Source organism: Devosia lacusdianchii (assembly GCF_022429625.1).
Lineage (GTDB): Bacteria > Pseudomonadota > Alphaproteobacteria > Rhizobiales > Devosiaceae > Devosia > Devosia lacusdianchii.
On record NZ_CP092483.1, the window covers coordinates 3632295 to 3658542 of the forward strand.

Annotated in this window: 29 protein-coding genes; 15 read left to right on the plus strand and 14 right to left on the minus strand. The window is 62.8% G+C overall.

The genetic code is table 11. From position 1 onward, the window contains the following. Positions 1-54 precede the first annotated feature (54 nt). The 4 genes from MF606_RS17870 to MF606_RS17885 form a co-directional block, all read right to left on the minus strand. On the minus strand, positions 55-930 hold the full coding sequence (locus MF606_RS17870; RefSeq protein WP_240230680.1) for a c-type cytochrome: 876 nt from the start codon (positions 928-930) through the stop codon (positions 55-57). Positions 931-1014: 84 nt separating this feature from the next. Then, a complete protein-coding gene (locus tag MF606_RS17875; protein ID WP_240230681.1) occupies positions 1015-1992 on the minus strand; it encodes a PfkB family carbohydrate kinase in 978 nt (325 codons plus the stop codon). A 92-nt stretch (positions 1993-2084) separates the two neighbouring features. Continuing rightward, positions 2085-2831: an SRPBCC family protein gene (locus MF606_RS17880; protein ID WP_240230682.1), complete on the minus strand. Its 747-nt coding sequence runs from the start codon at positions 2829-2831 to the stop codon at positions 2085-2087. Between the two features lie 11 nt (positions 2832-2842). After that, complete coding sequence (locus MF606_RS17885) at positions 2843-3442, minus strand: ArsR/SmtB family transcription factor (RefSeq protein ID WP_240230683.1); 600 nt, start codon at positions 3440-3442, stop codon at positions 2843-2845. Positions 3443-3611: 169 nt separating this feature from the next. Here MF606_RS17885 and MF606_RS17890 point away from each other — a divergent pair, with 169 nt between their 5' ends. Then, positions 3612-4721 carry a TRAP transporter substrate-binding protein gene (locus MF606_RS17890; protein WP_240230684.1) on the plus strand — a complete coding sequence of 370 codons (1110 nt, stop codon included), beginning with the start codon at positions 3612-3614 and terminating at the stop codon, positions 4719-4721. Positions 4722-4858: 137 nt separating this feature from the next. On the opposite strand, the gene MF606_RS17895 is transcribed toward MF606_RS17890, so the two are convergent. Next, positions 4859-6304 (minus strand): TRAP transporter large permease, encoded by a 1446-nt coding sequence (locus MF606_RS17895; RefSeq protein ID WP_240230685.1) that lies wholly within the window; start codon positions 6302-6304, stop codon positions 4859-4861. Next, a complete protein-coding gene (locus tag MF606_RS17900) occupies positions 6301-6906 on the minus strand; it encodes a TRAP transporter small permease subunit (protein ID WP_240230686.1) in 606 nt (201 codons plus the stop codon). Before MF606_RS17900 ends, MF606_RS17895 begins: the two co-directional genes overlap by 4 nt. 186 nt (positions 6907-7092) lie before the next feature. Here MF606_RS17900 and MF606_RS17905 point away from each other — a divergent pair, with 186 nt between their 5' ends. From MF606_RS17905 to MF606_RS17915, 3 genes are read left to right on the plus strand one after another with little or no spacing between them, the layout of a single operon-like run. Further along, a complete protein-coding gene (locus tag MF606_RS17905; RefSeq protein WP_240230687.1) occupies positions 7093-7491 on the plus strand; it encodes a COG4315 family predicted lipoprotein in 399 nt (132 codons plus the stop codon). Between the two features lie 14 nt (positions 7492-7505). Continuing rightward, positions 7506-8012 carry a sigma-70 family RNA polymerase sigma factor gene (locus MF606_RS17910; RefSeq protein ID WP_240230688.1) on the plus strand — a complete coding sequence of 169 codons (507 nt, stop codon included), beginning with the start codon at positions 7506-7508 and terminating at the stop codon, positions 8010-8012. After that, positions 8009-8812, plus strand: a complete 804-nt coding sequence (locus MF606_RS17915; protein ID WP_240230689.1) for an anti-sigma factor family protein — start codon at positions 8009-8011, stop codon at positions 8810-8812. Before MF606_RS17910 ends, MF606_RS17915 begins: the two co-directional genes overlap by 4 nt. Here the strand turns inward: MF606_RS17915 and MF606_RS17920 are convergent. Further along, a complete protein-coding gene (locus tag MF606_RS17920) occupies positions 8784-9986 on the minus strand; it encodes an alpha-hydroxy acid oxidase (RefSeq protein WP_240230690.1) in 1203 nt (400 codons plus the stop codon). The genes MF606_RS17915 and MF606_RS17920 overlap by 29 nt on opposite strands. 542 nt (positions 9987-10528) lie before the next feature. On the opposite strand from MF606_RS17920, the gene MF606_RS17925 reads away from it, so the two are divergent. The 3 genes from MF606_RS17925 (at position 10529) to MF606_RS17935 (ending at position 13257) form a co-directional block, all read left to right on the plus strand. Beyond that, positions 10529-11443: an SMP-30/gluconolactonase/LRE family protein gene (locus tag MF606_RS17925; protein WP_240230691.1), complete on the plus strand. Its 915-nt coding sequence runs from the start codon at positions 10529-10531 to the stop codon at positions 11441-11443. A gap of 170 nt (positions 11444-11613) precedes the next feature. After that, on the plus strand, positions 11614-12075 hold the full coding sequence (locus MF606_RS17930) for a class I SAM-dependent methyltransferase (RefSeq protein WP_338084387.1): 462 nt from the start codon (positions 11614-11616) through the stop codon (positions 12073-12075). A gap of 87 nt (positions 12076-12162) precedes the next feature. Next, a complete protein-coding gene (locus tag MF606_RS17935; protein WP_240230693.1) occupies positions 12163-13257 on the plus strand; it encodes a sensor histidine kinase in 1095 nt (364 codons plus the stop codon). On the opposite strand, the gene MF606_RS17940 is transcribed toward MF606_RS17935, so the two are convergent. Continuing rightward, positions 13254-13583: a TfoX/Sxy family protein gene (locus tag MF606_RS17940; protein ID WP_240230694.1), complete on the minus strand. Its 330-nt coding sequence runs from the start codon at positions 13581-13583 to the stop codon at positions 13254-13256. The genes MF606_RS17935 and MF606_RS17940 overlap by 4 nt on opposite strands. Beyond that, positions 13580-15130 (minus strand): UxaA family hydrolase, encoded by a 1551-nt coding sequence (locus MF606_RS17945; RefSeq protein WP_240230695.1) that lies wholly within the window; start codon positions 15128-15130, stop codon positions 13580-13582. The genes MF606_RS17940 and MF606_RS17945 overlap by 4 nt, the downstream gene beginning before the upstream one ends. Positions 15131-15253: 123 nt before the next feature. On the opposite strand from MF606_RS17945, the gene MF606_RS17950 reads away from it, so the two are divergent. The 4 genes from MF606_RS17950 to MF606_RS17965 all read left to right on the plus strand — a co-directional run bounded on the left by MF606_RS17950 (position 15254) and on the right by MF606_RS17965 (position 19043). Beyond that, complete coding sequence (locus MF606_RS17950) at positions 15254-16003, plus strand: GntR family transcriptional regulator (RefSeq protein ID WP_240230696.1); 750 nt, start codon at positions 15254-15256, stop codon at positions 16001-16003. 87 nt (positions 16004-16090) lie between these two features. After that, positions 16091-16525, plus strand: coding sequence for an RbsD/FucU family protein (locus tag MF606_RS17955; protein ID WP_240230697.1), 435 nt, complete (start codon positions 16091-16093; stop codon positions 16523-16525). Between the two features lie 96 nt (positions 16526-16621). Then, positions 16622-17473 carry a fumarylacetoacetate hydrolase family protein gene (locus tag MF606_RS17960; protein WP_240230698.1) on the plus strand — a complete coding sequence of 284 codons (852 nt, stop codon included), beginning with the start codon at positions 16622-16624 and terminating at the stop codon, positions 17471-17473. A gap of 142 nt (positions 17474-17615) precedes the next feature. Beyond that, positions 17616-19043: a mannose-1-phosphate guanylyltransferase/mannose-6-phosphate isomerase gene (locus MF606_RS17965; RefSeq protein ID WP_240230699.1), complete on the plus strand. Its 1428-nt coding sequence runs from the start codon at positions 17616-17618 to the stop codon at positions 19041-19043. 147 nt (positions 19044-19190) lie between these two features. On the opposite strand, the gene MF606_RS17970 is transcribed toward MF606_RS17965, so the two are convergent. Further along, positions 19191-19565, minus strand: a complete 375-nt coding sequence (locus MF606_RS17970; RefSeq protein ID WP_420842266.1) for a RidA family protein — start codon at positions 19563-19565, stop codon at positions 19191-19193. 131 nt (positions 19566-19696) lie between these two features. Between MF606_RS17970 and MF606_RS17975 the strand changes: the two genes are divergently transcribed. The 3 genes from MF606_RS17975 (at position 19697) to MF606_RS17985 (ending at position 21393) form a co-directional block, all read left to right on the plus strand. Further along, positions 19697-20398, plus strand: coding sequence for a DedA family protein (locus tag MF606_RS17975; RefSeq protein WP_240230701.1), 702 nt, complete (start codon positions 19697-19699; stop codon positions 20396-20398). 48 nt (positions 20399-20446) lie between these two features. After that, positions 20447-21022 carry a tetratricopeptide repeat protein gene (locus tag MF606_RS17980; RefSeq protein WP_240230702.1) on the plus strand — a complete coding sequence of 192 codons (576 nt, stop codon included), beginning with the start codon at positions 20447-20449 and terminating at the stop codon, positions 21020-21022. Positions 21023-21096: 74 nt separating this feature from the next. Further along, complete coding sequence (locus MF606_RS17985) at positions 21097-21393, plus strand: GNAT family N-acetyltransferase (RefSeq protein WP_240230703.1); 297 nt, start codon at positions 21097-21099, stop codon at positions 21391-21393. Between the two features lie 3 nt (positions 21394-21396). Here the strand turns inward: MF606_RS17985 and MF606_RS17990 are convergent, their stop codons facing one another. Next, a complete protein-coding gene (locus tag MF606_RS17990) occupies positions 21397-22425 on the minus strand; it encodes a DUF3298 domain-containing protein (RefSeq protein WP_240230704.1) in 1029 nt (342 codons plus the stop codon). A gap of 67 nt (positions 22426-22492) precedes the next feature. Next, on the minus strand, positions 22493-24208 hold the full coding sequence (locus tag MF606_RS17995; protein ID WP_240230705.1) for a sensor domain-containing diguanylate cyclase: 1716 nt from the start codon (positions 24206-24208) through the stop codon (positions 22493-22495). Positions 24209-24403: 195 nt separating this feature from the next. On the opposite strand from MF606_RS17995, the gene MF606_RS18000 reads away from it, so the two are divergent. Continuing rightward, the gene (locus MF606_RS18000; protein WP_240230706.1) at positions 24404-24850 is read left to right on the plus strand and encodes a hypothetical protein; all 447 of its coding nucleotides are present in this window, start codon (positions 24404-24406) and stop codon (positions 24848-24850) included. On the opposite strand, the gene MF606_RS18005 is transcribed toward MF606_RS18000, so the two are convergent. Together MF606_RS18005 and MF606_RS18010 are read right to left on the minus strand one after the other, a co-directional pair. Then, entirely contained in the window at positions 24847-25491 is a 645-nt protein-coding gene (locus MF606_RS18005; RefSeq protein ID WP_240230707.1) for a hypothetical protein, read from the minus strand. The two genes, MF606_RS18000 and MF606_RS18005, sit on opposite strands and share 4 nt — an antisense overlap. A 53-nt stretch (positions 25492-25544) precedes the next feature. Continuing rightward, positions 25545-26153: an alpha/beta hydrolase gene (locus tag MF606_RS18010; RefSeq protein ID WP_240230708.1), complete on the minus strand. Its 609-nt coding sequence runs from the start codon at positions 26151-26153 to the stop codon at positions 25545-25547. Between the last annotated feature and the right edge of the window lie 95 nt (positions 26154-26248).

Sequence of the window (26248 nt, forward strand, 5' to 3'; positions counted from 1 at the left end):
CTCATGCCAATTTCCGAGGCATTCAGGAAACCACGTATTTCAGGACATGCGCAATCACTCCGCCAGCAGATATTCCGCGATCGCCGCGCGATCGGCGTCGGTCCATTGCGAGGTGCCGTCTTTGATGACCTCGCCCATCGATCCGCCCAGCACATCGAAGCCGGGGGTGAAGCCGTCGGCGAGGGTCTGTGCCAGGGTCGCGACGTCGTAGCCTTCTTCGAGCAGCGCCGCGCGGGTGAGGGCAGGCGCGCGTCCGCCGGTGCCGCCGGGCGAGCCTGCCAGGGCCTTGTCCCATTCCAGCGCGCCGAGCGCGTTGCGCGGGGTGTGGCAGGCGACACAATGAGCTGGCCCATAGGCCAGGTACTTGCCGCGATTGTATGTGTCCGATCGCCCCGTTTCCGGCGCGAAGCGGGCGGGTGCGAAAAACAGGTTCTGCCAGCCAGCCATGGCCAGCCGAAGATTGAACGGGAACGGAATCTGGCTTTCGCCGGCCGGCTCGCTCACTGGCTCGGTAGCCATCAGCGCCGCATAGAGATCGACGATCTCCTGATCGCTCATCAAGGTGTAATTTTCGTAGGGGAACACCGGGTAGAGATGGCCCTGCGGGCCGATGCCATTGCTCATGGCGTCGCTGAACTGCGCCAGGGTCCAGTCGCCGATGCCAGCATTGGGGTCGGACGTAATGTTGGGTGGTACGAAAGTGCCGAACGGGGTCTGTAGACCCGACCCGCCCGACAGGAATGCCCGACCGCCAGCGCTGTCAGTGTGGCAAGCCACGCAGCCGCCAAGCAGGATCAGGTCGTTGCCGCGCTCGACATTGCCGATCAGCGTCAGATCGCGCGCGGGGCCGGTCACCGGCCGGAGAAAATAGACGCCAGCGCCGATACAGACGACGACGAGCACGCCCAGAAGCCAAAACCAGCGCCGCATTCGCTATCCCCGTGTTGACCGTGCCAACAGAGCAGAGCCGGATGCGCCTGACAATTAACGGAAATGTTAGCCGCGGCCGTGGGATTAACCGGCGAGAACGGCGTCGACCTCGGCGCGGGTCGGGGGCTTGCAACCCTTGCGGCCGCAATTGATGCCGGCGACCACGGCCCCGAAACGGAGCATGTCGCTGAGCGCGCCATCGGTCAGACTCGCGAGTTTGCCGCGCTTGAGCAGGCCGCGCTCATGCAGCCAGGAGAGCACACCCGCCATGAGACTATCGCCGGCACCTACCGTGTCGCCGAATACCGGCGGCGAGTAGATCGCGGCATGAGCCTTGCCGGTAGCGGTGAAGGCGCGCGAGCCCTTGTCGCCCAGCGTAACCACGACGAGCTCGCAATTTGGCCGCGCCAACAGGTCCGCCACATGCTGTTCAATGCTTTTGGCGCTATCGAGCGCGTCCAGATCCTCCTCGCTGACCTTCACGACGTGGGCGAGATCGAGGAAAGTCGACAGCCGCGCCTTGTAGCCGGCAAAGTCGTCGACCAGACTGGGGCGCACATTCGGATCGATGGAAATGGTCGCGCCCTTGGAGATCGCCGCCTTGACGATCTCAAGCCAGATGGCCGCCTCGTCCGGCTTGATCGGGCAGAACCCGCCGATCTGGTAGAGATCGAGATCACCGGGCAAGGCGGCTATGCCCTTGGCCGCCTCGATGGCACCGTCGGCTGAGCGATAAAAACCATAGCGCGCATTGTGGTTGGCGTCGAAATTGACCACGGCCAGCGTGGTGTATTCCTTGACGCGCTCGGCCAGCAGCGGCTTTACGCCAGCTTCGGCCAGCGGGCCGAGAAGATAGTCGCCAAACGCGTCAGCGGAGATCGGACAAAGGAAGCCGGTGGCGTTGCCGAGCTTGGAAAGCGCGATGGCGCAATTGTAGGGCGAGCCGCCGGGATGCGCCGTCATCACGATCTGGTTCTCGCCATCGCGGCCGATCACGGCGCCATCGGGCAGCACCACTTCGGCCTTGAGATCGATCAGGCTCTCACCACCAACGACAAACATGCATGCCCTCCCCGGCCACCGCGACACCACCTCGCAGTCGGCAGCGACATAGCATTTTTGGCCATGCTGTCACCAGCTAAGTGAGCAATCGCTCAGTCGTTGGGCTTTGGGTAGCGCACAGCCCACCAGTCGGTCCAACGCTGTTCCAGCGTCGCGAAATCCGCATCGCTTAGGCCGTAGGTGGTGAGCAGCACCGAGCCGCCGCCATGCGGCCGTTTGGGCGAGATGCCCATATCGGTGACGACGAGCAAACCATTGCCCCATTGCTCCACCGTCAGCGCCGTCTGGAAATGCGTCTCGTACCACACCGTACCCGAGGCGCTGTCGCCGGTGCCCAGTCGTGCGGCGTAAACCTGGCCTGGGGCAAGGTCGGCCGCCTCGCCCAGGCCCAACTCTGCGGTAGGCTCGCCAATGCCTGGCCTGCTTGGCCCCGACAGATAGATTGTCCGCCGCGTCTCGCCCGGATGCACCTCCAACGTCAGCCGAAGCTGTTGGAAGAAGTTGATCCACCCCTGGCTGATATCCTCATAAACGCCGGTCCAATCGATAGGCGCTCCGCCCGATCGTATGAGGCGCAACCGCGTGCCGCCTGACACGGTCGCCAGCTCGATCCGCTCGGAGATACCCTCGCCCTCCCACTCGTCGAACTGCACCACACGGTTAGCTTCATCGCCCGTGACATTATCGACGAAGATGTACTTGATCTCTTCGGCCAGCGAGGGCGCGTCCCAACCAAACCATTGCTCGATTTGCGCCGGGTCGCGCAGGGCCGTCCAGACGGAGTCGATGGGGGCGGCAATGGTGATGTCGACCAGAACCTGTTTTGGCGTTTCGGTCATTCGTCTCTTCCTCAATTGACGGGTTTGGCCGGCGTGTTGGCTACTGCCGGGTGGGCGCCGACAAGCAGATGGTATGCGCGTCGATCCCCGCCGGGGGCGTAGCGCGTGGCGAGGTCGGCGATCGATCGTGCCAGCGCTGCGGAAAAATCCTCGAAATCCTGTGGCCGCTCGAACCCGAGATCGGCTTCGATGGTGAAGGTCAGGAGCCGCCGTCCTTCGGCCTCGGCAGCGCTACGCATCCGCGTCACCTCGCGCACCACAGCGCTGGCGGCATTGACCAGGTGTGCCGCCGCGTGCCGATCCTGGGCATCGACGGCGTGACTTACACCCAGCATGGCCGGATCGAGCACATAGTCGTGCGCCGTCGCCACCAGCACCCGCTCGACGAAGCCGCGCCGCCTGCGCTCCTCGACCAGCCGAACCAGCCCGGCCTGCTCCAGCGCCCGCAGGTGATAGCCCAACTGCTGGCGCGGCAGATCGAGCCGCTTGGCCAGACTTGCCGCCGAGCCCGGCTCGCGCAGGGCCTGGAGCAGCCGTCGCTTGAGCGGATCGAGCACTAGCAGGGCCCGGTCGGCATCCTCAATCAGCGCTGTCTGTTGCCCGCTTTCCATGGGCTAAAGCTATAATTGACAAATTCATTTGTCAATTAGCCGGAACGCGTCGGCTTTGCCAGATACACCAAGGACTTGCCCCGCCAGCCGCTTTACTCACCGCCTTGCCCGTGTATTGTTGCCCTGCGCTGCAGCGGGAGGGTTGTGGCGTCAACAGGGAGGATTGCAGTTGGATCGTCGTAAGTTCTTCACCAAGGCTGGTGCCGTAGGCGCTGGCGCTGTGGCCGCCACCACGGGCCTTGCCATGCCGGCCATTGCCCAGAGCCAGCCCAAGGTCTCCTGGCGCATGGCATCGTCGTTTCCGCCCGGCCTCGACACGATTTACGGCGGCGGCGAAACGCTGGCCAAATATCTGAGCGAGGCCACGGACGGCAATTTCACTATTGATGTCTTTGGCGCCGGTGAGCTGGTGCCGCCATTCGAAGTTGCCGACGCCGTTGCCGCTGGTACGGTCGAAATCTGCCACACTGTCTGCTACTATTTCTGGGGCAAGGACCCCACTTGGGCGGCACTGGCTTCGATCCCATTCTCGCTTAACGCCCGTGGCATGAACGCCTGGTACTATTACGGCGGCGGCCTTGAGCTCTCCAACGAGTTCTTCAAGACGCAAGGGCTTGTAGGCTATCCTTGCGGCAATACTGCCGCGCAGATGGGTGGCTGGTTCCGCAAGGAAATCAACACCGTCGCCGACCTCGAAGGGCTCAAGTTCCGTGTCGGTGGTTTTGCCGGCACCATTCTGCAGAAACTGGGGGTTATCCCGCAGCAGCTCGCCGGTGGCGAAATCTACCAGGCGCTGGAAAAGGGCACGATCGACGCGGCCGAATGGGTTGGCCCCTATGACGACGAAAAGCTCGGCTTCCAGAAGGTGGCGCCCTACTACTACTATCCCGGCTGGTGGGAAGGTGGTCCGACCGTCCACGCCCTCATCAACCAGGCCAAGTTCGACGAACTGACGCCGGCTTATCAGTCGCTGCTCAAAACTGCCTGCCAGGCGACCAGCGCCGACATGCTGGCCAAGTACGACTATGTGAACCCCACTGCGATCAAGAAGCTCGTGGGCGCTGGCGCCCAGCTCCGTCCGTTCAGTCAGGAAATCATGGAAGCCAGCTACAAGGCGGCGACCGAGACTTACACCGAACTGCTCGGCAGCAACGAGAACTTCAAGAAGGTCTGGGACTCGATCACCGCGTTCCGCAAGGACCATTATCTCTGGAGCCAGATCGCAGAACTCAATTACGACCAGTTCATGATGGGCCAGCAGCGCGCCGGCACGCTGTAGTCCGGCTACCCATATCGAAGGCCCGGAGCATGCTCCGGGCCTTTGTTGTTCGCACAGTCGCATCTCACCCACCTGCACCTGACCGCGACAGTTTACGCCTTGACGGTGGCACGTGGACAAAGACGCGAGAACGCCCTCTAGTTGAAACTCGGCGGCGCGCTGAGATCGAACGCCGGTGGCGCCGTCAGGTCGCCCCCGCCCGCAGGTGGCAGGGTGATCTGGATGGTGTTCAGATCGACCTCGGGACCTTTGTCGAGGAAAAAGGTCACCAATTCCGGGAAGGCAATGAGCAGCCCGACCAGGATGAGTTGTAACACCAGCCACGGGATCGCACCCAGATAGATGTCGCGCGTCTTGACCGTTTCGCGGGGCGCAATACTTCGCAGATAGAACAGTGCGAAACCGAAGGGTGGATGCATGAAACTTGTCTGCATATTGGCGCAGATCATCACCCCGAACCAAACGAGATCGATCCCAAGCGCATCGGCCACCGGCGCCAGCAGCGGGATGACGATGAAGGCGATCTCGAAGAAGTCGAGAAAGAACGCCAGAACGAAGACGAAGATATTGACGAAGATCAGGAAGCCAACGACGCCACCCGGCAGGTTGGTCAGCATATCTTCGATCCAGTGACCGCCGCCGACGCCCTGGAAGATCAGCGAAAATACCCGCGCGCCCAACAGGATGAAGACCACCATGGCCGTGAGCCGCATGGTCGATTCCATGCCCGACCACATCAGTTTCCAGGTCAGGCGCTTGTTGAACCAGGCAAGCACCATCGCACCGACCACGCCCATCGCCCCCGCCTCGGTTGGCGTAACCAGGCCGAGGAAGATCGTGCCGAGCACAAGGAAAATCAGCGCCAGAGACGGGATGATGCCGCGAGCCACCTTGCCGGCCAGCGCCCAGCCGCGCAGCGTGCGAGCTTCGGGCGGGAGCGCCGGCACATCCTGCGGGCGGATGATCGAGAGAATAAACACCCAACCGGCGAACAGCAGCACCTGCACGATCGAGGCGCCTGTGGCCCCGATATACATGTCGCCCGGGGAGCGCTGCAGTTGGTCAGCCAGCACGATCAGCACCAGCGAGGGCGGAATGAGCTGGGTGATGGTGCCCGAGGCAGCGATGACACCGGTGGCGTGCCGGGTGGAATAGCCATAGCGCGTCATGATCGGCAGCGAGATCAGCCCCATGGCGATCACCGAGGCCGCCACTGTGCCGGTAATGGCGCCAAGCACGGCGCCAACGAGGATCACCGCATAGGAAAGGCCACCGCGCACGCCACCGAACAGCTGCCCGAAACCCTCGAGAAGATCTTCTGCAAGACCCGACTTTTCGAGGATCACCCCCATGAAGGTAAAGAACGGAATGGCCAGGAGGAGCTGGTTATTGAGCACGCCAAACAGCTGATAAGTCAGGTTGCCCATGAAATTGGGCGATATCATCCCCAACTCGATGGCGGCGAGCCCGAAGAACAGCCCGACCGCAGCCAGGGCGAAGGCGGCCGGATAGCCGATCACCATGAACAGGATCAGCCCACCGAACATCAACGGCGCCATATTGGCGCGAATGAAATCAATCATTGCAGCGGTTTCTCATAGGCGAATTCACGCACGTAATTGGTAGTGAGTGCCAGGATGCATTTGACGATCTCGGCAATGCCCTGGAGCCCGAGAATCGCGAAGCCGATGGGGATCATGAAACGCATCGGCCAAAGGGGCAAACCGCCCGCATTCAGCGAACCCTCATTGCGCACGAAGGCCTGTAGCGCCCAGCCCCAGGTAAAATAGATCATCAGGATGCAGAGCGGCATCAGGAAGAATAGGCCGCCGAGCAGGTCGATCCAGGTCCGCGCCTTCTCGCTGATGGCGCCATAGATCAGATCGACCCGAACATGCTCGTTGATCTTGAGCGCCCAGGCGCCGCCGAACATCACCATCGCGGCAAACATGTACTGCACCGCCTCGACCAGCGAGTTGGAATTGCGCCCGAAGGCGCTGACCGCCCAGCCGAAGATCGCAACATTATTCGTGCGGTCGAACCAGAGCATGGCACTGCTGGAATAGCGGAACGCCGCATAGAACGCGGTCAGTAGTGCAGAAAACAGCACCATCCAGATGGCAATGAGGCCAAAGATGCGGCTGATCTCATCGATGGCGCGTATGACGCGCAACACTATCGACACGTCCGACCCTCCCTTGTCGTTTGCGTCGCGCAATCAATGGCATGCTCAAACTCATTTGCAAATCAACGATTGGCTCTCGCTCGAAAGTTTAGGCGTATTTCGTCCGCGGAGGATTAAAGGCGAGGGGCCGGTGTTGACGCCTGTGAGGGCTGCGACGACGGCCCCGTAACATGGAGGGAAAATCCCATGAAGTTCCGTTCGATCCTCGCCGGCGCCGCCGCGCTTGCTCTGCTTGCCATGCCTGCCTTCGCTGCCGACTATCTGGGCGGCGCTGTGAAATCGACCGACATCGGCGGCAAAATGCTGCTGACCGATGCCAACGGCATGGTGCTCTATACCTTCGACAAGGACACCAATGGCGACGGCAAGAGCGTCTGCAACGGTGACTGCGCCGTCAAATGGCCCCCGCTGATGGCCGAAGCCGGTGCAGCTCCCGAAGGCGACTTCACCGTTGTGACCCGCGACGATGGCTCGACCATGTGGGCCTATAAGGGCTGGCCGCTGTACTACTGGTACGAGGACATGGCGGCCGGCGAGACCAAAGGTGACGGCGTCGGTGGCGTCTGGCATGTTGCCGTCGAATAAGCTCTAGGCTGTCTGTGGATCAGTTTCTCGATCAGGTCGAAGCCTGCGTACCGGCCCTGCGGCGCTATGCCCGGGCGCTGACGCGCAATGCCGACCTGGCCGACGATCTGGTTCAGGACTGCCTCGAACGCGCCATCTCCAGGCGCGGCCTGTTCCGTCCGTCAGGGCCGGTCCGCGCCTGGCTGTTTACGATCCTGCTGAACCTTTATCGCAATGCGCTTCGTTCCTCCCATAGAAGGGGCGAGACCGTCGACATCGATGCGGTTCCCGAGCCATCGACCCCGGCCCCGCAGCCGGGCCATATCGCGCTGGCCGAAATGGCCCGTGCCATCGACACATTGCCACTGGAGCAAAAGGAAGCCTTGCTGCTCGTTGCCCTCGAAGGCCTGCCCTATGCCGAAGCCGCCGGCATTCTGAAGGTGCCGATGGGCACGCTGATGAGCCGCCTGGGGCGGGCCCGCGCCACCTTGCGCGTAATCACCGGCTCTCCGGTCGAGCCCCATCTGAGGACGGTCAAATGAGCGAGGTCACCCGCGACATGTTGATGGCCTATGCCGATGGGCAACTCGACGCTGACGAGCGCGCCACCGTCGAGACCGCGTTGACGACCAATCCGGACGCAGCGGCGGAAGTGGCGCTGCTGCAGCGCCAGACCGACGCCATCAAGACCCTCTTCGCCCCAGCTGGCGCTGAAGCCGTTCCGGCCCGCCTCAAGCCACGCCGCCTGGCGGCCGAACTGAGCCGCCGCCGCGCCAATTCCTGGGGCTGGGCGGCCGCCGCCATCGTGCTGGTCGGCCTCGGCCTGGGCGCAGGCTGGTTCGCGCGGCCGCTCTTCGACGCCCGCCCCGCCAGCGCCTCCCTGATCGCCGACGCGGTCAACGCCCACACAGTCTATGTCGCCGAAAACCGGCATGCCGTGGAAGTCGCCAGCAATGACAGCGAACATCTGTCCACCTGGCTGTCCAACCGCCTGGCCACGCCGCTCGGCATGCCGGACCTCAATGCCCAGGGCTTTACCCTGGTCGGCGGACGCCTGCTGCCCGGTGAGCCGGACAAGGGCGGCCGGGCTGCACAACTGATGTATGAGAATGCCGCCAAGGATCGGATCACCATCTACGTCACCGCCGCCCTGCCCGACCGCCAACCGGCCTATCAGTTCACCCAATACGAAGGCGCCGAGGCCTTTTACTGGGCCAATGCTCGCATCACCTGCACGGTGGTCGGCACCTTGCCGGAAGCGCAGATGAAGGCAGTGGCCGGCGCAGTCTATGACCAGCTCACCGAGGGCGATGTTAGCGCCGACCGGATGTATCGGGGATAACCACCGGCGCGTTCCGTTTGGGAATGTCGTTGGAGTAGATATTGTGCAGGCCGACATTGAGAATGTCGCGTTCGCCGCACAGGGCCATGGTCGTGTCGAGTTCCTTGCGGATGATGTCGAGCACGCGGGTGACGCCGGCTTCGCCGCCCGCACCCAGGCCATAGAGCATGGGGCGGCCGATGAACGTCCCCTTGGCGCCATAGGCCATGGCCTTGAGGACGTCCTGACCGGAGCGGATACCGCTATCGAGATAAACCTCGGTCCGCTTGCCGATGGCATCGACAATCTCGGGCAGCACCCGGATGGTCGACGGCGCGCCGTCGAGTTGCCGCCCGCCGTGGTTGGAAACGATCACCGCGTCGGCACCATTGTCGACCGCTGCGATGGCGTCATCCGGGTCTAGAACGCCCTTGACGATGACGGGACCGCCAAAGCGCTTCTTGACCCAGGCGATGTCGGCCCAATTCAGCGTCGGGTCGAATTGCGATGCGGTCCACGCCGAGAGCGAGGCCAGGTCGTGGTCGCCGCCAACATGCCCAACGATATTGCGGAAGGTGTGCCGCTTCGTTCCCAGCATGCCCAGGCACCACAGCGGGTGCTGCATCATCTGCCAGACCGAATAGGCATTGAACTTGGGCGGTGTCGACAGCCCGTTATGGATGTCCTTGTGCCGCTGCCCCAGGATCTGCAGGTCCATGGTCAGCACCAGCGCCGAGCACTTGGCCGCCTTGGCGCGGTCAATCAACCGCTCGATGAAGGCCCGATCCCGCATGACGTAGAGCTGGAACCAGAACGGCGCGCTGGTATTCTCGGCAATGTCCTCGATCGAGCACACGCTCATGGTCGAGAGCGCGAAGGGAATGCCGTATTTCTCGGCCGCCTTGGCCGCCTTGATCTCGCCATCGGCCACCTGCATGCCGCCGGTCGCCGCCGGCGCGATGGCCACCGGCATGGTGATCTCTTTGCCCAGCATCGTGGTCTTGAGGTTGCGGCCCTCGAGATTGACCGCGACCTTCTGCTTGAGCTTGATCTTGTTGAAGTCGCTCTCGTTGTCGCGATAGGTGCCTTCGGTATAGCTGCCGCTATCGGCATACTCGAAGAACATCTTGGGCACCCGGCGGCGCGCAGCCGTCTTCATCTCGTCAACGGTGAGGATCTTATCGAGCGCGGGCATGCGGAAACTCCGGTTTGACTTGCCGTAGCAACTAACATGTTAGTCGTCAATCGGTGGAGTGGCGCAGCCAAGTTTGCCGCCTGGATCGCGGTTATCGTCAACGAGCGGGCCCCGAGGCGGCCACCGCCCCGTGTATGAATTTGTATGAGACGTTAGCCGCCTCGGGGTTGCCGGTTTTTGGAACAGTACTCGGGGATCGCGGACTGCGGACGCTCGCCGCAGCCGGCCAGTACTCGAACCTGCACGCGCAGCGACGCACGGCCCGGCACCACCCCGGCCGCAGTTCGCTGCAGCGCCACCCGTCAATCCGGGGTGATGGGGAGAGGATGGCACAGTTTCTGGGGGCGGGGATAAGCGGGATAGCTCGCAGGTGCTACCCTCGTCCCCGATCGTCGCCCTCGGGCTTGACCCGAGGGGTCTATACTTGGTGAAGCCGCCGCAAGTGCAGAACCCTCAGGTCAAGCCCGAGGGTGACGGCCGGTGGGTAGCCCTTGCATGATTCCCGGCTTACCCATCAAATGCCGGCAAAATGGAGGACGACAATGGCAGAAGGCGGCGCGGCGCTCGAGGTCATCGATAGAAAGTTCGGGGCCATGACGCATGGCAGCGCAGCGCTTGAGGTGCTGTATGACCAATGCCGCTGGGCCGAGGGCCCGGTCTGGTTCGGCGATGGCAATTACCTGGTCTGGAGCGACATTCCGAACGACCGCTTGCTGCGCTGGATACCCGATGTCGGCGTCGCGCCCTTCCGCGCGCCGTCCAATTACATCAACGGCAATACCCGCGACCGCGAGGGCCGGCTGATATCGTGCTCGCATGGCGCGCGGGCGGTTTTGCGCACCGAGCTGGACGGAACCGTCACCACGCTGGTCGACCGCTACCAGGGCAAGCGCCTCAATTCGCCCAATGACGTCGTGGTCAAATCCGACGGCACCATCTGGTTCACCGATCCCACTTACGGCATCCTGACCGATTACGAAGGTTACAAGTCGGACCAGGAGCAGGACGGCTGCTATGTCTATCGCTTCGATCCCGCCAATGGCGCGTTGACCGTCGTCGCCGACGACTTCGCCAAGCCGAACGGCCTGGCCTTTTCGGCCGACGAGAGCATCCTCTACGTTTCCGATACCGGTCGCAGCCACAACCCCGACGTGCCGGCCTATATCCGCAAGTTCGCCGTCAATGGCGACCGGCTGACCAATCCGGATATCTTTGCCCATATCGACAGCGGCCTGCCCGATGGCTTCCGGCTCGATACCGATGGCAATATCTGGACCAGTGCCGGCCCCAATGTGAATGTCTACGACCCGGCCGGTGGTCTGCTCGGCCGTATCCGCACCGGCCAGTCGACCTCCAACGTCACCTTTGGCGGACCGCGACGCAACCGGCTGTTCATCACCTCCAGCCAGTACCTGATGTCGATCTATGTCGGCGCGACGGGCCTGCAGCGCCCTTGAGGTTCGATCGGGCGGCGTTCATCACGCAAAACCTGCGGCTCGAACCCGTGCCGTCGCTGCCGGAGATCAGGCTCTATACCGCCCATCCCGGTAGTCGGCTGTCTCGTTTAGCCGATCGCGACGACCCCGATCCGCCACCACCCTACTGGGCCTATCAATGGGCGGGCGGATTGGCCCTGGCGCATCATTTTCGGGCGTACCCGGAAGCGGTGACGGACAAACGCGTGCTCGACCTCGGAGCCGGTTCGGGCCTTGTCGGGATTGCGGCGGCCAGGACCGGGGCAAGGGCGTTCGCCGCGGAAATTGATCCGAACGGCCAGGCGGCGATTGCTCTCAACGCAGAAGCTAATGGGGTTGTGATCTCATTGACCGATGTCGATCTGGCCGAAGCGCCTGAAGGCTTCGACCTGATTGCAGCAGGGGACGTGTTCTACAATGCCGAGGTTGGCCGGCTGATGCTGCCGTTTTTGCAGCTTTGCCGGGCGGCCGGAATGGCCGTGCTGATCGGTGATCCCGATCGGCGGGATTTGCCGCTCGACCGGTTGGAGCGCGTGGCTTCGTACGCCGTTGGCGACGTTGGTGACGCAAGGGCAAGCGCCGATCGATCGGGATCGGTTTACCGACTCGCCTGAAGGCCGCTCGAATGCGGTAATCCCTGCCCAGACGCCGATCGATCATGCTATGATTGGCGAGGGGCAGCGTAGAGGCGGAATTTTGTATTGACCGACAAAGATCATGAGACGGCTCCAGTCGAAGAGCTGCTCGACACGCCAAACCTGGCCGACGCGCTGGAAAGCGACCGGTTCAAGCAGTTTCTCGACCACGTGCCCTTCGGTGTTGCGGTGGCCGATCTGCACCCCCAGGAACGACTTTCCTACGCCAATATCGAGTTCGAGCGGCTGATCGGGACGCCTGCGGGGCGCCTGGAAGGCAAGCCTTGGGCAGCCTTGCCACCCGACGCCGTCGCCAGCACTGACGGCGAACCGCTCAGTCAGGCCGTGGCCCTGCGCGACGACTATATCGGCACTTTCATCATCGAGCGCGGCGAAGGATCAATCACCGTCGACGCCTGGTCCAACGTCATAGAGGACGATGTAGGCAAGCCGGCATTCCGGCTGGTCGCCCTGGCGGAAACGAGCGCGCGGACACCGGAGGGCGAGGCCGACCTCAAGACCCAGATCCAGGAAAAGGACACGCTGCTGCGCGAACTGCAGCACCGCGTCAAAAACAACCTGCAGATGATCACCGCGCTGATCCGGCTGGAAGCGCGCAACATGCCCGACGATACCGGCAGCCAGGCCTTTCAGCGCCTTGCGGGGCGCATCAGTTCGCTGGCGCTACTCTACCAATCGCTGTCCGAGGACGGGCACGCCGAAAGCGTCGACCTCGGTGTCTATCTTAGCCAGGTGGCATCCGCGGTGATGGCGGCACATGCCGTGGAGGGCATCCGGCTCAACCTGCAGGTCGACACCTGGCCCGTATCGGTCAATGTGGCGATGCCGACAGGGCTCGTGGTCAACGAGCTAATGATCAATGCGCTGAAGTATGCCTTTGTCGGCCGCGACGGCGGCACCATCACGCTGCATTCGCTGGTCGACGAAACCGGCTGCCGCGTCACCATCTCCGATGATGGCGTCGGCTTGGCGGAAGGCGTGAACTGGCCCAAGCCGGGCAAGCTCAGCGCGTTGATCGTTCACTCGCTGGGCCAGAACGCCAAGGCCAAGGTAACCGTGGACTCAGTACCCGGCGCTGGCGTCAAGGTTTCGATCTTTTTCGCTCGCGCCAATGCGGAGCCCGAAGAGGTCACAGGCTAGGCCTTCGGCCTTTTGGGCTTAGGCATCGGTAGCGCGGCAGCCGTCACCCGGACCAGACCAGCGAGCCAATCGGCATCATCCCAGCGGTCACCGTCGATGAGGAAATACATCTTCGAACCCGGATAGGCTTCGGCCTCGGTGACCTCGCCGAGATGGGCGCGGCCAGCTTCAGTCGGTTTGATGAACAGCTGGTCGTCGCAGATGAAGGCCATGACCTTGCCGTCGCAATACATGCCGTATTCGCCGAACATTTTCTTGGCCGTCATGCCGCCGGCACCAGCGCTCTGTTCGAGGATATAGTCGACCGTTTTCTGCTGCGTGCTCACATCGTTGCCCCGACCTGCCACGGCACGAATTCGTTGTCGCCATAGCCCAGGGCTTCCGACTTGGTCTTCTCGCCCGAGGCGACCCGCAGCATCAAGTCGAAAATCTCCTGGCCCTTCTGCTCAATGGAAACGCCCTCGACGATATCGCCGCAATTGATGTCCATGTCCTCGGTCATCCTTGCATACATGTCCGAATTGGTAGCGAGCTTGATCGATGGCACCGGCTTGCAGCCATAGGCCGAGCCGCGCCCGGTGGTGAAGGCCAGGATATTGGCGCCGCCAGCCACCTGCCCCGTTGCCGACACCGGATCGAAGCCCGGCGTGTCCATGAAGACGAAGCCCTTCTCGGTGACCTTTTCGGCATATTCATAGACGGCGGTGAGCGGCGTCGTGCCGCCCTTGGCCGCTGCGCCCAGCGACTTTTCGAGAATGGTCGTCAACCCGCCCAGCTTATTGCCGGGGGATGGATTGTTGTTCATCTCGCCATGGTTGCGCTGGGTGTAGTCTTCCCACCAGTGGATGCGGCTGATCAGCTTTTCGCCGACCTCGCGCGACACGGCGCGACGCGTCAGCAGGTGTTCGGCGCCGTAGATTTCCGGGGTTTCGCTGAGGATGGCGGTGCCGCCATTGCGCACCAGGATATCGGCGGCATAGCCGAGCGCCGGATTGGCCGTGATGCCCGAATACCCGTCAGAGCCGCCGCACTGCAGGGCCAGCGTCAGCTCGGACGCATCGATGGTCTCGCGTTTGGCGCGTGCGGCCACCGGCAGCATTTCCTTCATGCGCTCGATGCCCCATTCGATGATCTTCTTGGTGCCGCCGCTCTCCTGGATAGTCATGGTCTGGAACGTGTCGCTCTCGATAATGCCATACATCTCCTTCATGCGGCCGATCTGGAACACTTCGCAGCCCAGGCCGACCAGCATGGCGGCGCCCAGATTGGGATTGGAGGTGTAGCCCCATTGCGTGCGCTTGAGGATGTCGAACCCCTCGCCCCGGCTTTCCATGCCGCAGCCGGTGCCGTGCACGAAGGGCACCACGCCGTCAATTTCGGGATAGTCGTCGAGAATGCCGGAGCGGTTGATGCCCTCGGCGATGAACTTGGCCACCGTCGCCGAACAGTTCACCGAGGTGAGGATACCGACATAATTGCGCGTGCCCACCTGGCCATTGGCCCGGCGATAGCCCTCGAAAGTGGAGCGCTGCGCCAGCGGGATCATGTCAGGGGCCACCGCGCCTTCGGCAAAGGCATAGTCGTGCTTGAGCGAGCCATCTTCGCCGCCCATGCCGCAATTGTGCTCATGCACCCAGTCGCCCGGCGGAATCGCTTCCTTGGCAAAGCCGATGATCTGCCCGAATTTGACGACCGCCTCGCCGGCGCGAATGCCACGCGTGGCGAACTTGTGTCCGCGCGGCACGCGACGGACAATGTTGACGCACTGCGGCGTTTCGGAACCAGGTTCGAGATTGGCCAGAGCCACCGCGATATTGTCTGATGCATTGAGCACCAGCGTACGGGCCTGGGGGCGGATCATCGTTTCAGACATGACAAGCTTTCGGGGGACGGGTCTCAACTTCGCTTTACGCCGTCCCCATTTGCCGCCAGATTGCGCTCGCAATTGGCAGCGATGGGCGTTGTAAAGCACCACGGCACTAACTAACATGTTAGCATGAGAACGGAAGCAAGTCCCTATTCTTTTCTGGTCCGGCCGACGACACTTGCCCGCGGCAGCGTCACGGCGGATGTGACCAATGCCATCCGCCAGGCCATTGTCACCCTGGCCCTGCCGCCGGGCAGTGTCATCGACAAATCGCTGATCTGCGCCGAACTCGGCGTCTCGCGGTTTCCGGTCAGTGAGGCGCTGGCGCGACTGCAGATCGAAGGGCTGGTCGATATCGCGCCGCAGCGCGGCTCGACCGTTTCGCTGGTGCGCATTGCTGATGTCCGCGAATACATGCTGATCCGCAAAGCGCTGGAGTCGGAGGCCCTGCGTGTGCTGATCGGCGCGCACGAGCCCGAGCTGGTCGAGGCGCTGCACGCCAATATGGCGGCTCAGCGCGAGGCGGCCGACCGCGACGATGCTGAAGCATTCCACCAGATTGATATCGACTTCCACGACATCATCTTCCGCTCGATGCGCTTCACCAAGATCAAGACGATCATCGATAGCGCGCGGGCCAATCTCGATCGCGCCCGCCGGCTGATCATCACCCCGCGCCGCCTGGCGCTGACCATTGCCGAACACCAGGCCATCTTCGATGGCATCCTGGCCGGCAATCAGGATCAGGCGACCAAAGCCATCCGCGCCCATATCGACGCGGTCATGGTCGAACTCTTCGCCTTTGCCCGCGAGCGCCCGTCTTTGTTCGCCGACGGTGAAACACTGGGCACCGACAAGGACAGCTTCCCGTTTGGGTAGGAGATCCCCCAGGCGTCATTCCCGTCTGCGCGGGAATGATGTGGCAGGATGATACAACGGCGGCGCGACACCGCCCAAGGAGACAACATGCTCAAGAACATACCGCCGATCCTCGGCCCTGATCTGCTCGGCATCCTTCGGGCCATGGGTCATGGCGATGAGATCGCCATCGTCGACGCCAACTATCCGGCCGATGCGGCGGGCCCCGCTTTGGTGCGGCTCGACGGCATTTCGGCCACCGACGTGCTCGACGCCATCCTGACGCTGATGCCGCTCGACGATTTCGTCGATGAAGCCGCCATCTGCATGCAGGTGGTTGGCGATGCCGGCAAGCGTGAACCGGTGATGGATGCGTTTGAGGCGATCGTGCGCCAGCACGAACCCAAGATGGGCCTCGGCTCGCTTGAGCGGTTCGCCTTCTATGACCGGGTCAAGCAAGGCTATGCCATCGTCCAGACTGGCGAGAGCCGCCTCTACGGCAACATCATCCTCAAGAAGGGTATTATCCGACCCAAAGCGTAAATGCCGCGCGATCGAACGGATTGAACCAAGGTCGCCCTCGACAGGCTAACATGTTAGCCGCTAAAGCGATGTCAAACGGCAAAGGGACTTACCGATATGAAATTGCTCCGCGTTGGCGCCAAGGGCGCTGAAAAGCCCGCCATCCTGGCAGACGACGGCACCATCCGCGACCTGTCCAGCATCGTGCAGGACATTGGCGGCGAGGCGCTGACACCGGAAGGCCTGGCCAAGATCCGCGCCGTCGATATCGGCGTGCTGCCCAAGCTCGATGCCGGCGATCGCATCGGCCCCTGCGTGGCCAATGTCGGCAAGTTCATCTGCATCGGCCTCAACTATGCCGACCACGCCGCCGAAACGGGCGCGCCGATACCGGCCGAGCCGATCATCTTCTTCAAGGCCACCAGCGCCATTATCGGCCCCAATGACGATGTGATCATCCCCAAGAACGCCATCAAGCCGGATTGGGAAGTCGAGCTCGGCGTCATCATCGGCAAGGAAGCCCGCTATGTCGACGAGGCCGACGCCATGGACCATGTGGCCGGCTATTGCGTCGTCAACGACGTCTCCGAGCGCCACTTCCAGACCGAGCGCGGCGGCCAGTGGGACAAGGGCAAGGGTTGCGACACCTTCGGCCCCATCGGCCCCTGGATGGTGACCAAGGACGAAGTTGCTGACCCGCAGCAGCTGGGCATGTGGCTCGACGTCGACGGCCATCGCTACCAGAATGGCTCCACCAAGACGATGATCTTCGGCGTCGCCAATGTCGTCTCCTATGTCAGCCAGTTCATGAGCCTGCAGCCCGGCGATATCATCACCACCGGCACCCCGCCGGGCGTCGGCATGGGCATCAAGCCAAACCCGGTCTGGCTCAAGCCCGGTAACGTCATGCATCTGGGCATCGACGGCCTCGGCGAGCAGCGCCAGAACGTCAAGGCCTACTCGGCCTGAGAAGAACATTGGCACCGGCGCTATTAGCGCCGGTGCATTTTTAGGCAGCGATTGGCGCGTTCGGCTTGACGTTTTCTCAAGGCGAAAATGCTATCGACACCGAACGCCAGAAGATCGTGTTCCGTGTAAAAGGCTGCCTGCCATGACAAAATTGATCGTTCCCGTCATCCTGGCCGGCGGCCAGGGCACGCGGCTCTGGCCCATGTCGCGCGCCGCCCGCCCCAAGCAGTTCCTGGCGCTGACCGGCTCCACCAGCCTGTTCCAGCAGACGCTGCACCGCGTGGCCGACCCGGCGATCTATGCACCGGCCATTGTTATCACCAATTCCGAATATCGATTTATCGTGGCCGAGCAGGCCGCCGAACTTGCGGCGCCGCTCGCCGGTGTGCTGCTGGAACCGGTCGCGCGCAATACCGCCGTGGCGATCGCCGCCGCTGCGGCCTTTGCCAGCAAGCGGTTTGGGCCCGATGCTGTGCTGCACATCCTGCCGTCCGATCATGACGTGGTAATCGATGCCGGTTATCGCGACGCGGTCCAACAGGCCGCCAGTGCCGCCGCCAAGGGTTCGCTGGTCACTTTCGGCATCGTTCCGACCCATCCCGAGACCGGTTACGGCTACATCAAGTCCCGCGCGCAGATCGGCGCCGGCGCCAGCCCGGTCGAGCGCTTCGTTGAAAAGCCTGATCTGCCCAAGGCCGAACAAATGCTGGCCGAAGGTGGCTATCTGTGGAACTCCGGCATGTTCATGATCGGTGCTGGCGCCTTCCTCGACGAATGCGCGACGCTGGCGCCGGAGACGCTGGCAGCCGCGCGTGCATCGGTCGATGCCGCCAAGGTCGACCTCGACTTCATTCGCCTCGATCAGGCCGCCTTCGAGACGGCCCCCAACATCTCGGTCGATTACGCCATCTTCGAGAAAACCACGAAGGCCGCCGTCATCGCCGTCAACTTTGCCTGGTCCGATCTCGGCAGCTGGGACGCCGTCTGGAAGAACGCCGCCAAGGATGCCGCCAACAATGTCACCCAGGGCGCTGTGACGCTCGACAACGTGAATGGCTCATTGATCGTCAGCGATCACGCCCACATTGCTGTCAGCGGCCTCGAGGACGTCGCCGTCATCGCCACCAGCGACGCCATCTATGTCGGCAAGCTGTCCGAGGCGCAGAAGGTCGGCGCCATGGTCAAGACCCTGCGCGCCGCCAAGGCGACCGCGCCACTCACAGAGATACACAAGACCGCCTATCGGCCCTGGGGCGGCTATTCGTCCGTGCTGAGCGGCGAGCGCTTCCAAGTGAAGCGGCTGTTCGTGAAGCCGGGCAAAAAGCTCAGCCTGCAAAAGCATCACCACCGCGCCGAACACTGGATCGTGGTGCGCGGCACCGCTGAAGTGACCATTGACGGCACCATCACCACGCTGAGCGAAAACCAGTCGATCTACCTGCCGCTCGGCTGCACCCATCGTCTGACCAATCCGGGCAAGATCGAACTGGAGCTCATCGAGGTCCAGACCGGCTCCTATCTGGGCGAGGACGACATCATCCGCATCGAGGACGAGTTCGGCCGGACTTAGGTCGGCACCCTTCACCTCTCCCTTAGGGGAGAGGTCGGCGCGTAGCGACGGGTGAGGGGGCCTTTACTGGGTGAGGTGCTTGGGGAAGGCCCCCTCACCCGACCCAAGAGGGTCGACCTCTCCCCCTAGGGAGAGGTGGGGTACGCACTAGGGCCGCCGCGCCACCAGATCGATCTCCACGAGCGCGCCGACGGCCAGCGCCGTGACGCCGATCGTGGTGCGAGCGGGCAGCTTGCCCGGCGCGAAGAATGTCGGCCAGAGCGTATTAAGCGCGGCATAGTCACGTTCGAACTGCGTCAGATAAATGCGCGCCATGGTGACGTGCTCGAGCCCCAGCCCGATGCCGCCAAGCACCACCTTGAGGTTGTCGATGACCCGGCGCGTCTGCGCTTCGATACCGGCTGGCAGCGGAGCATCCGGCGCAGCGGGGTCCGTGGGCATCTGCCCCGTCACAAACACCCAACCATCGGCCTCAACGGCATGAGAAAACGGCGCCACCGGGCGGGGCCCTGTGGCGATCATGTGATATTCAAGCGCACTCATCCGGGATACTCCGACATTATTGCTCTTGAGCCTCGACGAGCCGACCGCCATAAGTCAACTGTCGGTGGGCGTTGCGCACCGTTCTTCCCGCGCAATGAGATCAACCGGCCATGTTCGAGTTCTTCCACACCATCTCGACCTACCTCGAAACCTTTCTCGATGCCATATCGGGCAACTTCTGGCTGACCTTCTGGTTCATCTTCGCGGTCGCCATCGGCGAGGCGGTGTTCATTCTCGGGCTCTTCGTGCCGTCAACGCCCGTGCTGCTGATGGCCGGCGGCATCATCGCCGAAGGCCGCCTGCCCTTCTGGGAAGTCTATTTCGCAGCCGTCATCGGCGCCATTATCGGCGACGCCATTTCCTACACGATCGGTCACTTCCTCAAGGATTCGATCAAGGAGGTCTGGCCCTTCCGCAATCACCGCGATCTCATAGCGCGGGGTGAGATCTTCTTCGCCAAACACGGCGGCAAGGCGGTCTTCATCGGCCGCTTCATTCCGGGTGTCAAAGCCGTCATTCCAGGCGTCGCCGGCATCATGGGCATGAAGTATGGCCACTTCACCATCATCAACGTCACCTCCGCCTTCGCCTGGGCAGCGGCGCACATCCTGCCCGGCATGTTGCTGACAGCCTGGCTCAAATCGATCGGCCTGTCGCTCGAACTGGTGATCGTCTTCGGCACGCTCATCCTGGCGGGCCTGTTCATCCTGGTGCATTACCACCGCCGCATCCTGCTGTTCTTCGCCCCATGGCTGGGCGGCTTCGGCCGCTCGCTGCAGGCGCGCTGGGGCAAACAGGACGCCGCGCACTAATCCGACGCCGGGCTTGCAGGCGGCGCGAAAGAGGATCACTCTCCTTGCATGCGCCGCTGGATCGCCCGTTATCGGTTCGTTCTGCTGGCCCTTTTCGGGTCCGTAGGCGCTGTTGCCGCTTTCGCCCCCGCCATGGCGCAAACCGAGCGGGAGGCCGCGGCCCTCGACGCTCTTTTTGCACAGTTGAAATCGGCCCCCGACGAGACGGTTGCCCGCCAGATTGCCCAGCAAATCTGGATCTACTGGACCACACCGGCCGATCCGGTGTTGGCATCGAAGATGCAGGATGTGCTGATGCTGCGTCAGCGCGCCGCCTTCCCCGATGCCATCACGCTGCTTGACGACATTGTCGTGGACTACCCAACCTATGCCGAGGGCTGGAACCAGCGGGCGACGCTCTATTACCTGCTGGGCAATAACGAGGCGTCGCTGGCCGATATCGAGAAGGTGCTGGAATTCGAGCCGCGTCACTTCGGGGCTTTGGTGGGTCGGGCGGTGATCTACAAAAGCCGGGGCGAACAATCGCTTGCCATCGAGGCCATGACCCGCGCTTTGGCCATTCACCCGTTCCTGGTCGAGCGCTCGCTGTTCCCCGAGCTCCAGGAAGAGATCACGCGCGCTTGAGGTGATGAACCGCGCCTTGCCACGGGGCCCGGCCTCGCCCATATGTCCATGATTGCACCAGCGGGACGAAATTGATGAACGACAATGAACTGACGGTCGAACGCGAGGACGGCCCCACCCGCGGCCGCTACGTCATCAAACTCTCGCCCACCGCCGAAGCCGAGATGACCTTCCGCAAGGGCGAGAACGACAGCATCATCATCGATCACACCGGCGTACCGCCCGCCTTCGAGGGGCGCGGCATTGCCGCCAAGCTGGTCAACCACGCCATCACCGATGCGCGGCAGAACGGCTTCAAGATCAAGCCGGTCTGCTCCTATGTGGTGGCGCAGTTCCGCCGGCATCCGGAATGGGCCGACCTGCTTGCCTAAGCCTTAGTAGCCGAAACGAACGCTTTCCTGCGTCTCGGCCTTGATGGCGTCGAGCTTCTCCCAAGGTATGGTGACCGTCGGCGCGCCATAGGCATAGGCCGCGATCTCGTAGGGCTGGAACTGGATCACCAGACCATAATCGTCTGAAAAGCTCCAGCGCGTGGGGTCGGCGACGATCTCGGCGATGTCGCCGGCGGAATCCACGTCGAGCCATTCCTTGTGCTGCGCCTGCAACTGCTCCCAGGCAGCGTCGGTCAGCACGCTGGCCCAATCGTCGCCGTTGAAGATATCGCCGGCGATCACTTCCCGCGCCTCGGGAATGTAGTAGTGGCGATAGCTCACACCCCAATTGCCGTGCGCCGCGCCGTGGCCGTACCAATAACTGCTGACCTCAAGAGTTATGCGACTGGTCCCGGCAACCTCCTTGACCACCATGCTGACCTCGGAGTCAGCAGATGCATCGAATTCACCCTCATCACCGTCGGACAGACCCTCGCCCAAACCAAGGGTATAGGCATTGAAGCCCTCGGCAAGCGGGTCATCGGCATCGAGCAGTGGCAGAACCGTTTCGTGGCTCGCGACCTTCCAATAGGAATCCGGATTGTCGGCCTCGTTGGGGTCAGGGAGCGCGCCATAATTGCTTTGCAGGTAGAACCGATGTCCGCCTAGCATTCGGCTCTGTTCCAAGGTCGTGCTGCGCGAGCGGAACTGCTCGGCAATACACGCGCTGGCCGTCTCGTCATAGCTGCCCGATGTCAGCGGCTTGGCGTCGTCGGTGCAGACGGCCTGCGCGTAATCGAGCCAGTTGCGCTGGTCGGCGCGCATCGCCACGACGGATTCCTTGGTCAGCCCACCCGTCGCCGTCGCGAATGCCTTGGCCAGCAGCTCGTCGGCGGCCGAAAGCGCGGGCGTGTCGCAAATGGCGCGCTCGAAAGGCGTTGCCGCCTTGCTGCAATCGAAGCTGGCGGCGAAGGCCGGCGAGGCCGGCAGCCCCAATAGCACCGCAGCCGCGGCGAATGGACGAACGATCATGGGACACTCCTTTGGCGAACGCCGCGCACGCTGGCAGGTGGAGGACGAGGCGTCAACCGCCTGGAACCTACTGGTGCAGCGCGGTTTTGGGGGCCAGGTTCCAAGCGCTTTCGCGATCCAGGATGGACACCTTGTTGCGCCCCTCGCCTTTGGCGATGTAGAGCGCCGCGTCGGCCATTTCAGTCGCCGTCTCGATCGAGTCTCCTGGCTCGACCAGGCAGGCGCCGAGGCTGGCCGTGACGATCACCGCCCGCCCTTCCGGCAGCTCGACGGCGCGCTCGCTGATGCCGGCAATCACCGCGAAGGCGGAGGCCCGCAACAAATGCGGCGCGCTATCGCGCAGCAGGATGATGAACTCGTCACCGCCCCAGCGCGCACAGACATTCTCGCTGCCAATGGCCGTTGCGATGCGTCGGGCGATCTCGATCACCACCGCATCGCCCGCAGCATGGCCGAAATTGTCGTTGATGGCCTTGAAGTGGTCGATATCGACCATGATCAGGCCATGCCGCTGCGCAGCGCCGGCGGCGCCAAAGGCGGCCATGAAACCGCGCCGGTTGGCGATGCCCGTCTGTCCATCGCGGAAGACCAGCTGCTCGAGCTCCAGCGTACGCTCCTGCACACGGGCCTCCAGCGCCCTTGTATTGTCGCTGACTGCAACAGCCATTTCGGTGAAGGCCGCCGAAAGCCGCCCGACTTCATCCTGATGCTGCTCGCCCATCCTCAGCGCCGGAGCATAATCACCGGCGCGCGCGCTGCGAACCACGTTCTCCAGGCGACGCAGCCGGTCCAGCACCTGCCGCTTGAACACCAGCGCCATTAGGGCGGCCACCAGGCCCGCCACCGCCGCCAGCAGCAGCCCGATAGGCGCGAACAGGCGTTTGTCGATAATGGTGTCGATGTCCATTACCGTGATGTTGAACCAGCCGAGCTTGTCGAGATAACCGACGCCAACCAGCATCTGCTTGCCGCCCATCTGCATGAAACGCGACCCGACCAGCTCGCCGCCAGCCGCAACCTCGTCCATCAGGCTCCGCAGGGCCTGCTGATCGCCTGGCCGGTCCAGCAGGTTGAACACCGTGCTTTGGCCCGCCATTTCCTGCGTCACACTGGGCAGATCGATCAGGCTCTGGTCGCGATGCGCCCGGACCACGCCCTGCCGATCGACGAACATCGAGGTGACGCCCACCTGCGGGACATTGACCACCTCCTGGACGAAGGCGGTGAGGTCTATGCCGGTGCCCAAAATACCCAGCACGTCGCCGCCCTCGAGGATGACGCAGTTCATCCAGACCTTGGTCTCGCCCAGATTGGCGTTGCTGTCGGCATTGAGATGGCAGCCCGGACCAGCCTTGAGGGTGGCGTAATACCAGGCATCGGTCGGATTACTGGGGTCGAGCGTGTAGCGGAACTGGTCACCCGCGTAGGAATTGCCGGCATCGTTGAAATAGTAATTGCCCGAAGCGCCGATGACGAAGAAGTAGCTCTTGTCCACGAAGGACTGCCGGAAATGTTCGAGCTCCGCTATCCCTCGGCGCTTGAGGATAGGGTCCGTCTCGTTACGGGCCCAGTCGCGGATCGATTGCGAACCCGCCAGCGCTTCGGCCAGCGACACTTCGCGCGTCAGAGCTTCCTGTCCGCGATAGCGGTCGTAGAGCACCTGCTTTTCCGCGAACAGCGTGCCAAGCTGAACGACCGTCGTCCCGACGATCCACTGAAACGCAACATAGGCCGGCACCGCCACCACGGCGAAGCCGAGCAGCACGAATATCAGCACGCGCACCCGCAAGCTGCTGGCGATCTGGTGTCGAAGGCCGTGGATTTGGCGCCTCGCTGGCAACAGGTCCCGACCTTCGCTCGGTCGGCCTTTCAGACATAGCGTTTGTGCCTGTAAAAGCCGTTAACACATTGCTCCTTATTGCGATGTGAACCCTGCTGCCATTGCCGCGTTCTACTCCACAACCAGAGGAGACCGCCCATGAGCCCGCTCGAAACCAAGGTTCGCGCGCTGTTTGATGCCTATGGTCAACGCGCCGACAACGCCTTGCAGAACCCGCCGAGAGAAGATCTCGACGGCATCGTCAGGTCCTTTGCTGCCTACTTCGTCGGCTCCAGCCCCAAAGGCGTGATGGGCGGCGCCAACGACGCAAAGTTCCGGGAAGTGGTCCCGACCGGCTATGCCCGCTACCGCGAGGTCGGCGGCAAGCACATGACCATCAAAGGCCTGAAGGTGACCGAACTTGATGGGCTACACGCCATCGCCGATGTCGACTGGGATTTTGCCTACACCAACAAAGCCGGCAAAAGCGGGCATGTGACCTTCACCAATTTCTACTTCGTCACGACAGCCGACGGCAGCGCCAAGATCTTCGCTTATGTCACGCCGGACGAAGACCGGGCCATGCAGGAACATGGCCTCGTTTAGTTATCGGGTATGGGCATGCGATAGACGAACCGGCAATGATTGGTCTTGAAATCGAGGGCATTCTCGGTCTCGGCAACGCCACCGACAACCAGAAACTGCTGTTCCTGCTCCTCGGCAATCAACGACTGCAATAGGGCATGGCTGGGTTGATTGCCGATATCCATGTCGGGGACGATCACCATGGCTGGGCCGCCGCCCGTTTGCACCGCCAGGCCCATATGCTTCTTGTCGGCGCTGGCATGGACCAGCGTACCCTGAACTTCAAACTCCGGCGCGGCAAAGTCATCGGCTGGCTCTGCGGTCTCGGCCTCCGGCGCGACGATTGCAACGAGTTGCGGCGTGGTGACGAAGTCCAACCCTTCGACTGGCTCGGCCTCGGGCAGAAAGACCAGCAAGCTCGAAAGTCGATCGGCGTAAGCGGCGTTGAAACAGGCGTCGCTTCGGCAGGTCGTGAACAGCGCAGTATTCCAGCGCGCACTATCGGCGGAGAGGCACCGCGCCGCCTCTTGGCCCAGCGCTTGGCCTACGACCTGCTCGTACTCCCAGAGCGTGGCCTCCACTATGTTACGCTGAACCTGCGCCGATGCCCCGCTCGAAACTGCCAATACCAGGATCAGCGCCAATCCGACTGCCCGTATCATATCCATCCTCCGGTTCGGCGCCATATTGCCGGACCTTACGATGGGAGCAAGCGTCAGCCACGAAACGGCGTCAGAAATCGCTGCGTTTCCAGCAGTTCTTCCTGCCGCAGTTCGTGCCCGCCCGCATGCCAGAAAAGCGATGCCTCGGCCCCGCTGGCGGTGAAGTAATCCGCCAGTTGCTGGGTGGTCGAGGCAGGCGCCATGGGATCGCGCTGCCCCGCGGTGATCAACACCCGCCTCCCCACAAAATCGGCTTTCGGCGGCGCAAACGGGATCAACGGGTGCATCAGGACGGTGGCATCGAACAGATCCGGGGCGCCAAACTGCACCGTCGCCAGGATATTGGCGCCGTTCGAATAACCGAGGCCGATCAACTTGGCCCCTTCATATCGTGCTTTGGTGGTCGCCACGAAATCAACCATGGCCGCCGCGCGGCGGGCCAGATCGTCCATGTCGAACACTCCCTCGCCGGTACGACGGAAATAGCGCAGGGCGCCGCCCTCGCTGACATCGCCGCGCGGCGCGATCACGCGCGCACCGGGCACCAATTCCCCGGCGAGATCAAAGAACTGGTTTTCGTCGCCACCCGTGCCGTGAAATACGAAAAACAGGGGCGCGTCGGCAGTGGCGCCTTGCCCTTCGCGATACTGATACCCGGCCATAACCTGTCTCCTTTGCTGTTGGCCCACATATCGGCCACGTCGCCACGTGGCGCAATCACGGCGCGCGCCACGCACTGTTGCCGTTTCGAGAACAA

Coding starts and splice junctions, on each gene's coding strand:
- MF606_RS17870 (WP_240230680.1), bottom strand. CDS start 930: ATGCGGCGCTGGTTTTGGCTTCTGGGCGTGCTCGTCGTCGTCTGTATC.
- MF606_RS17920 (WP_240230690.1), bottom strand. CDS start 9,986: ATGCCCGCGCTCGATAAGATCCTCACCGTTGACGAGATGAAGACGGCT.
- MF606_RS17885 (WP_240230683.1), bottom strand. CDS start 3,442: ATGGAAAGCGGGCAACAGACAGCGCTGATTGAGGATGCCGACCGGGCC.
- MF606_RS18010 (WP_240230708.1), bottom strand. CDS start 26,153: ATGGCCGGGTATCAGTATCGCGAAGGGCAAGGCGCCACTGCCGACGCG.
- MF606_RS17925 (WP_240230691.1), top strand. CDS start 10,529: ATGGCAGAAGGCGGCGCGGCGCTCGAGGTCATCGATAGAAAGTTCGGG.
- MF606_RS17965 (WP_240230699.1), top strand. CDS start 17,616: ATGACAAAATTGATCGTTCCCGTCATCCTGGCCGGCGGCCAGGGCACG.
- MF606_RS17895 (WP_240230685.1), bottom strand. CDS start 6,304: ATGATTGATTTCATTCGCGCCAATATGGCGCCGTTGATGTTCGGTGGG.
- MF606_RS17990 (WP_240230704.1), bottom strand. CDS start 22,425: ATGATCGTTCGTCCATTCGCCGCGGCTGCGGTGCTATTGGGGCTGCCG.
- MF606_RS17950 (WP_240230696.1), top strand. CDS start 15,254: ATGAGAACGGAAGCAAGTCCCTATTCTTTTCTGGTCCGGCCGACGACA.
- MF606_RS17955 (WP_240230697.1), top strand. CDS start 16,091: ATGCTCAAGAACATACCGCCGATCCTCGGCCCTGATCTGCTCGGCATC.
- MF606_RS17905 (WP_240230687.1), top strand. CDS start 7,093: ATGAAGTTCCGTTCGATCCTCGCCGGCGCCGCCGCGCTTGCTCTGCTT.
- MF606_RS18005 (WP_240230707.1), bottom strand. CDS start 25,491: ATGATACGGGCAGTCGGATTGGCGCTGATCCTGGTATTGGCAGTTTCG.
- MF606_RS17945 (WP_240230695.1), bottom strand. CDS start 15,130: ATGTCTGAAACGATGATCCGCCCCCAGGCCCGTACGCTGGTGCTCAAT.
- MF606_RS17875 (WP_240230681.1), bottom strand. CDS start 1,992: ATGTTTGTCGTTGGTGGTGAGAGCCTGATCGATCTCAAGGCCGAAGTG.
- MF606_RS18000 (WP_240230706.1), top strand. CDS start 24,404: ATGAGCCCGCTCGAAACCAAGGTTCGCGCGCTGTTTGATGCCTATGGT.
- MF606_RS17985 (WP_240230703.1), top strand. CDS start 21,097: ATGAACGACAATGAACTGACGGTCGAACGCGAGGACGGCCCCACCCGC.
- MF606_RS17960 (WP_240230698.1), top strand. CDS start 16,622: ATGAAATTGCTCCGCGTTGGCGCCAAGGGCGCTGAAAAGCCCGCCATC.
- MF606_RS17915 (WP_240230689.1), top strand. CDS start 8,009: ATGAGCGAGGTCACCCGCGACATGTTGATGGCCTATGCCGATGGGCAA.
- MF606_RS17975 (WP_240230701.1), top strand. CDS start 19,697: ATGTTCGAGTTCTTCCACACCATCTCGACCTACCTCGAAACCTTTCTC.
- MF606_RS17980 (WP_240230702.1), top strand. CDS start 20,447: ATGCGCCGCTGGATCGCCCGTTATCGGTTCGTTCTGCTGGCCCTTTTC.
- MF606_RS17970 (WP_420842266.1), bottom strand. CDS start 19,565: ATGATCGCCACAGGGCCCCGCCCGGTGGCGCCGTTTTCTCATGCCGTT.
- MF606_RS17880 (WP_240230682.1), bottom strand. CDS start 2,831: ATGACCGAAACGCCAAAACAGGTTCTGGTCGACATCACCATTGCCGCC.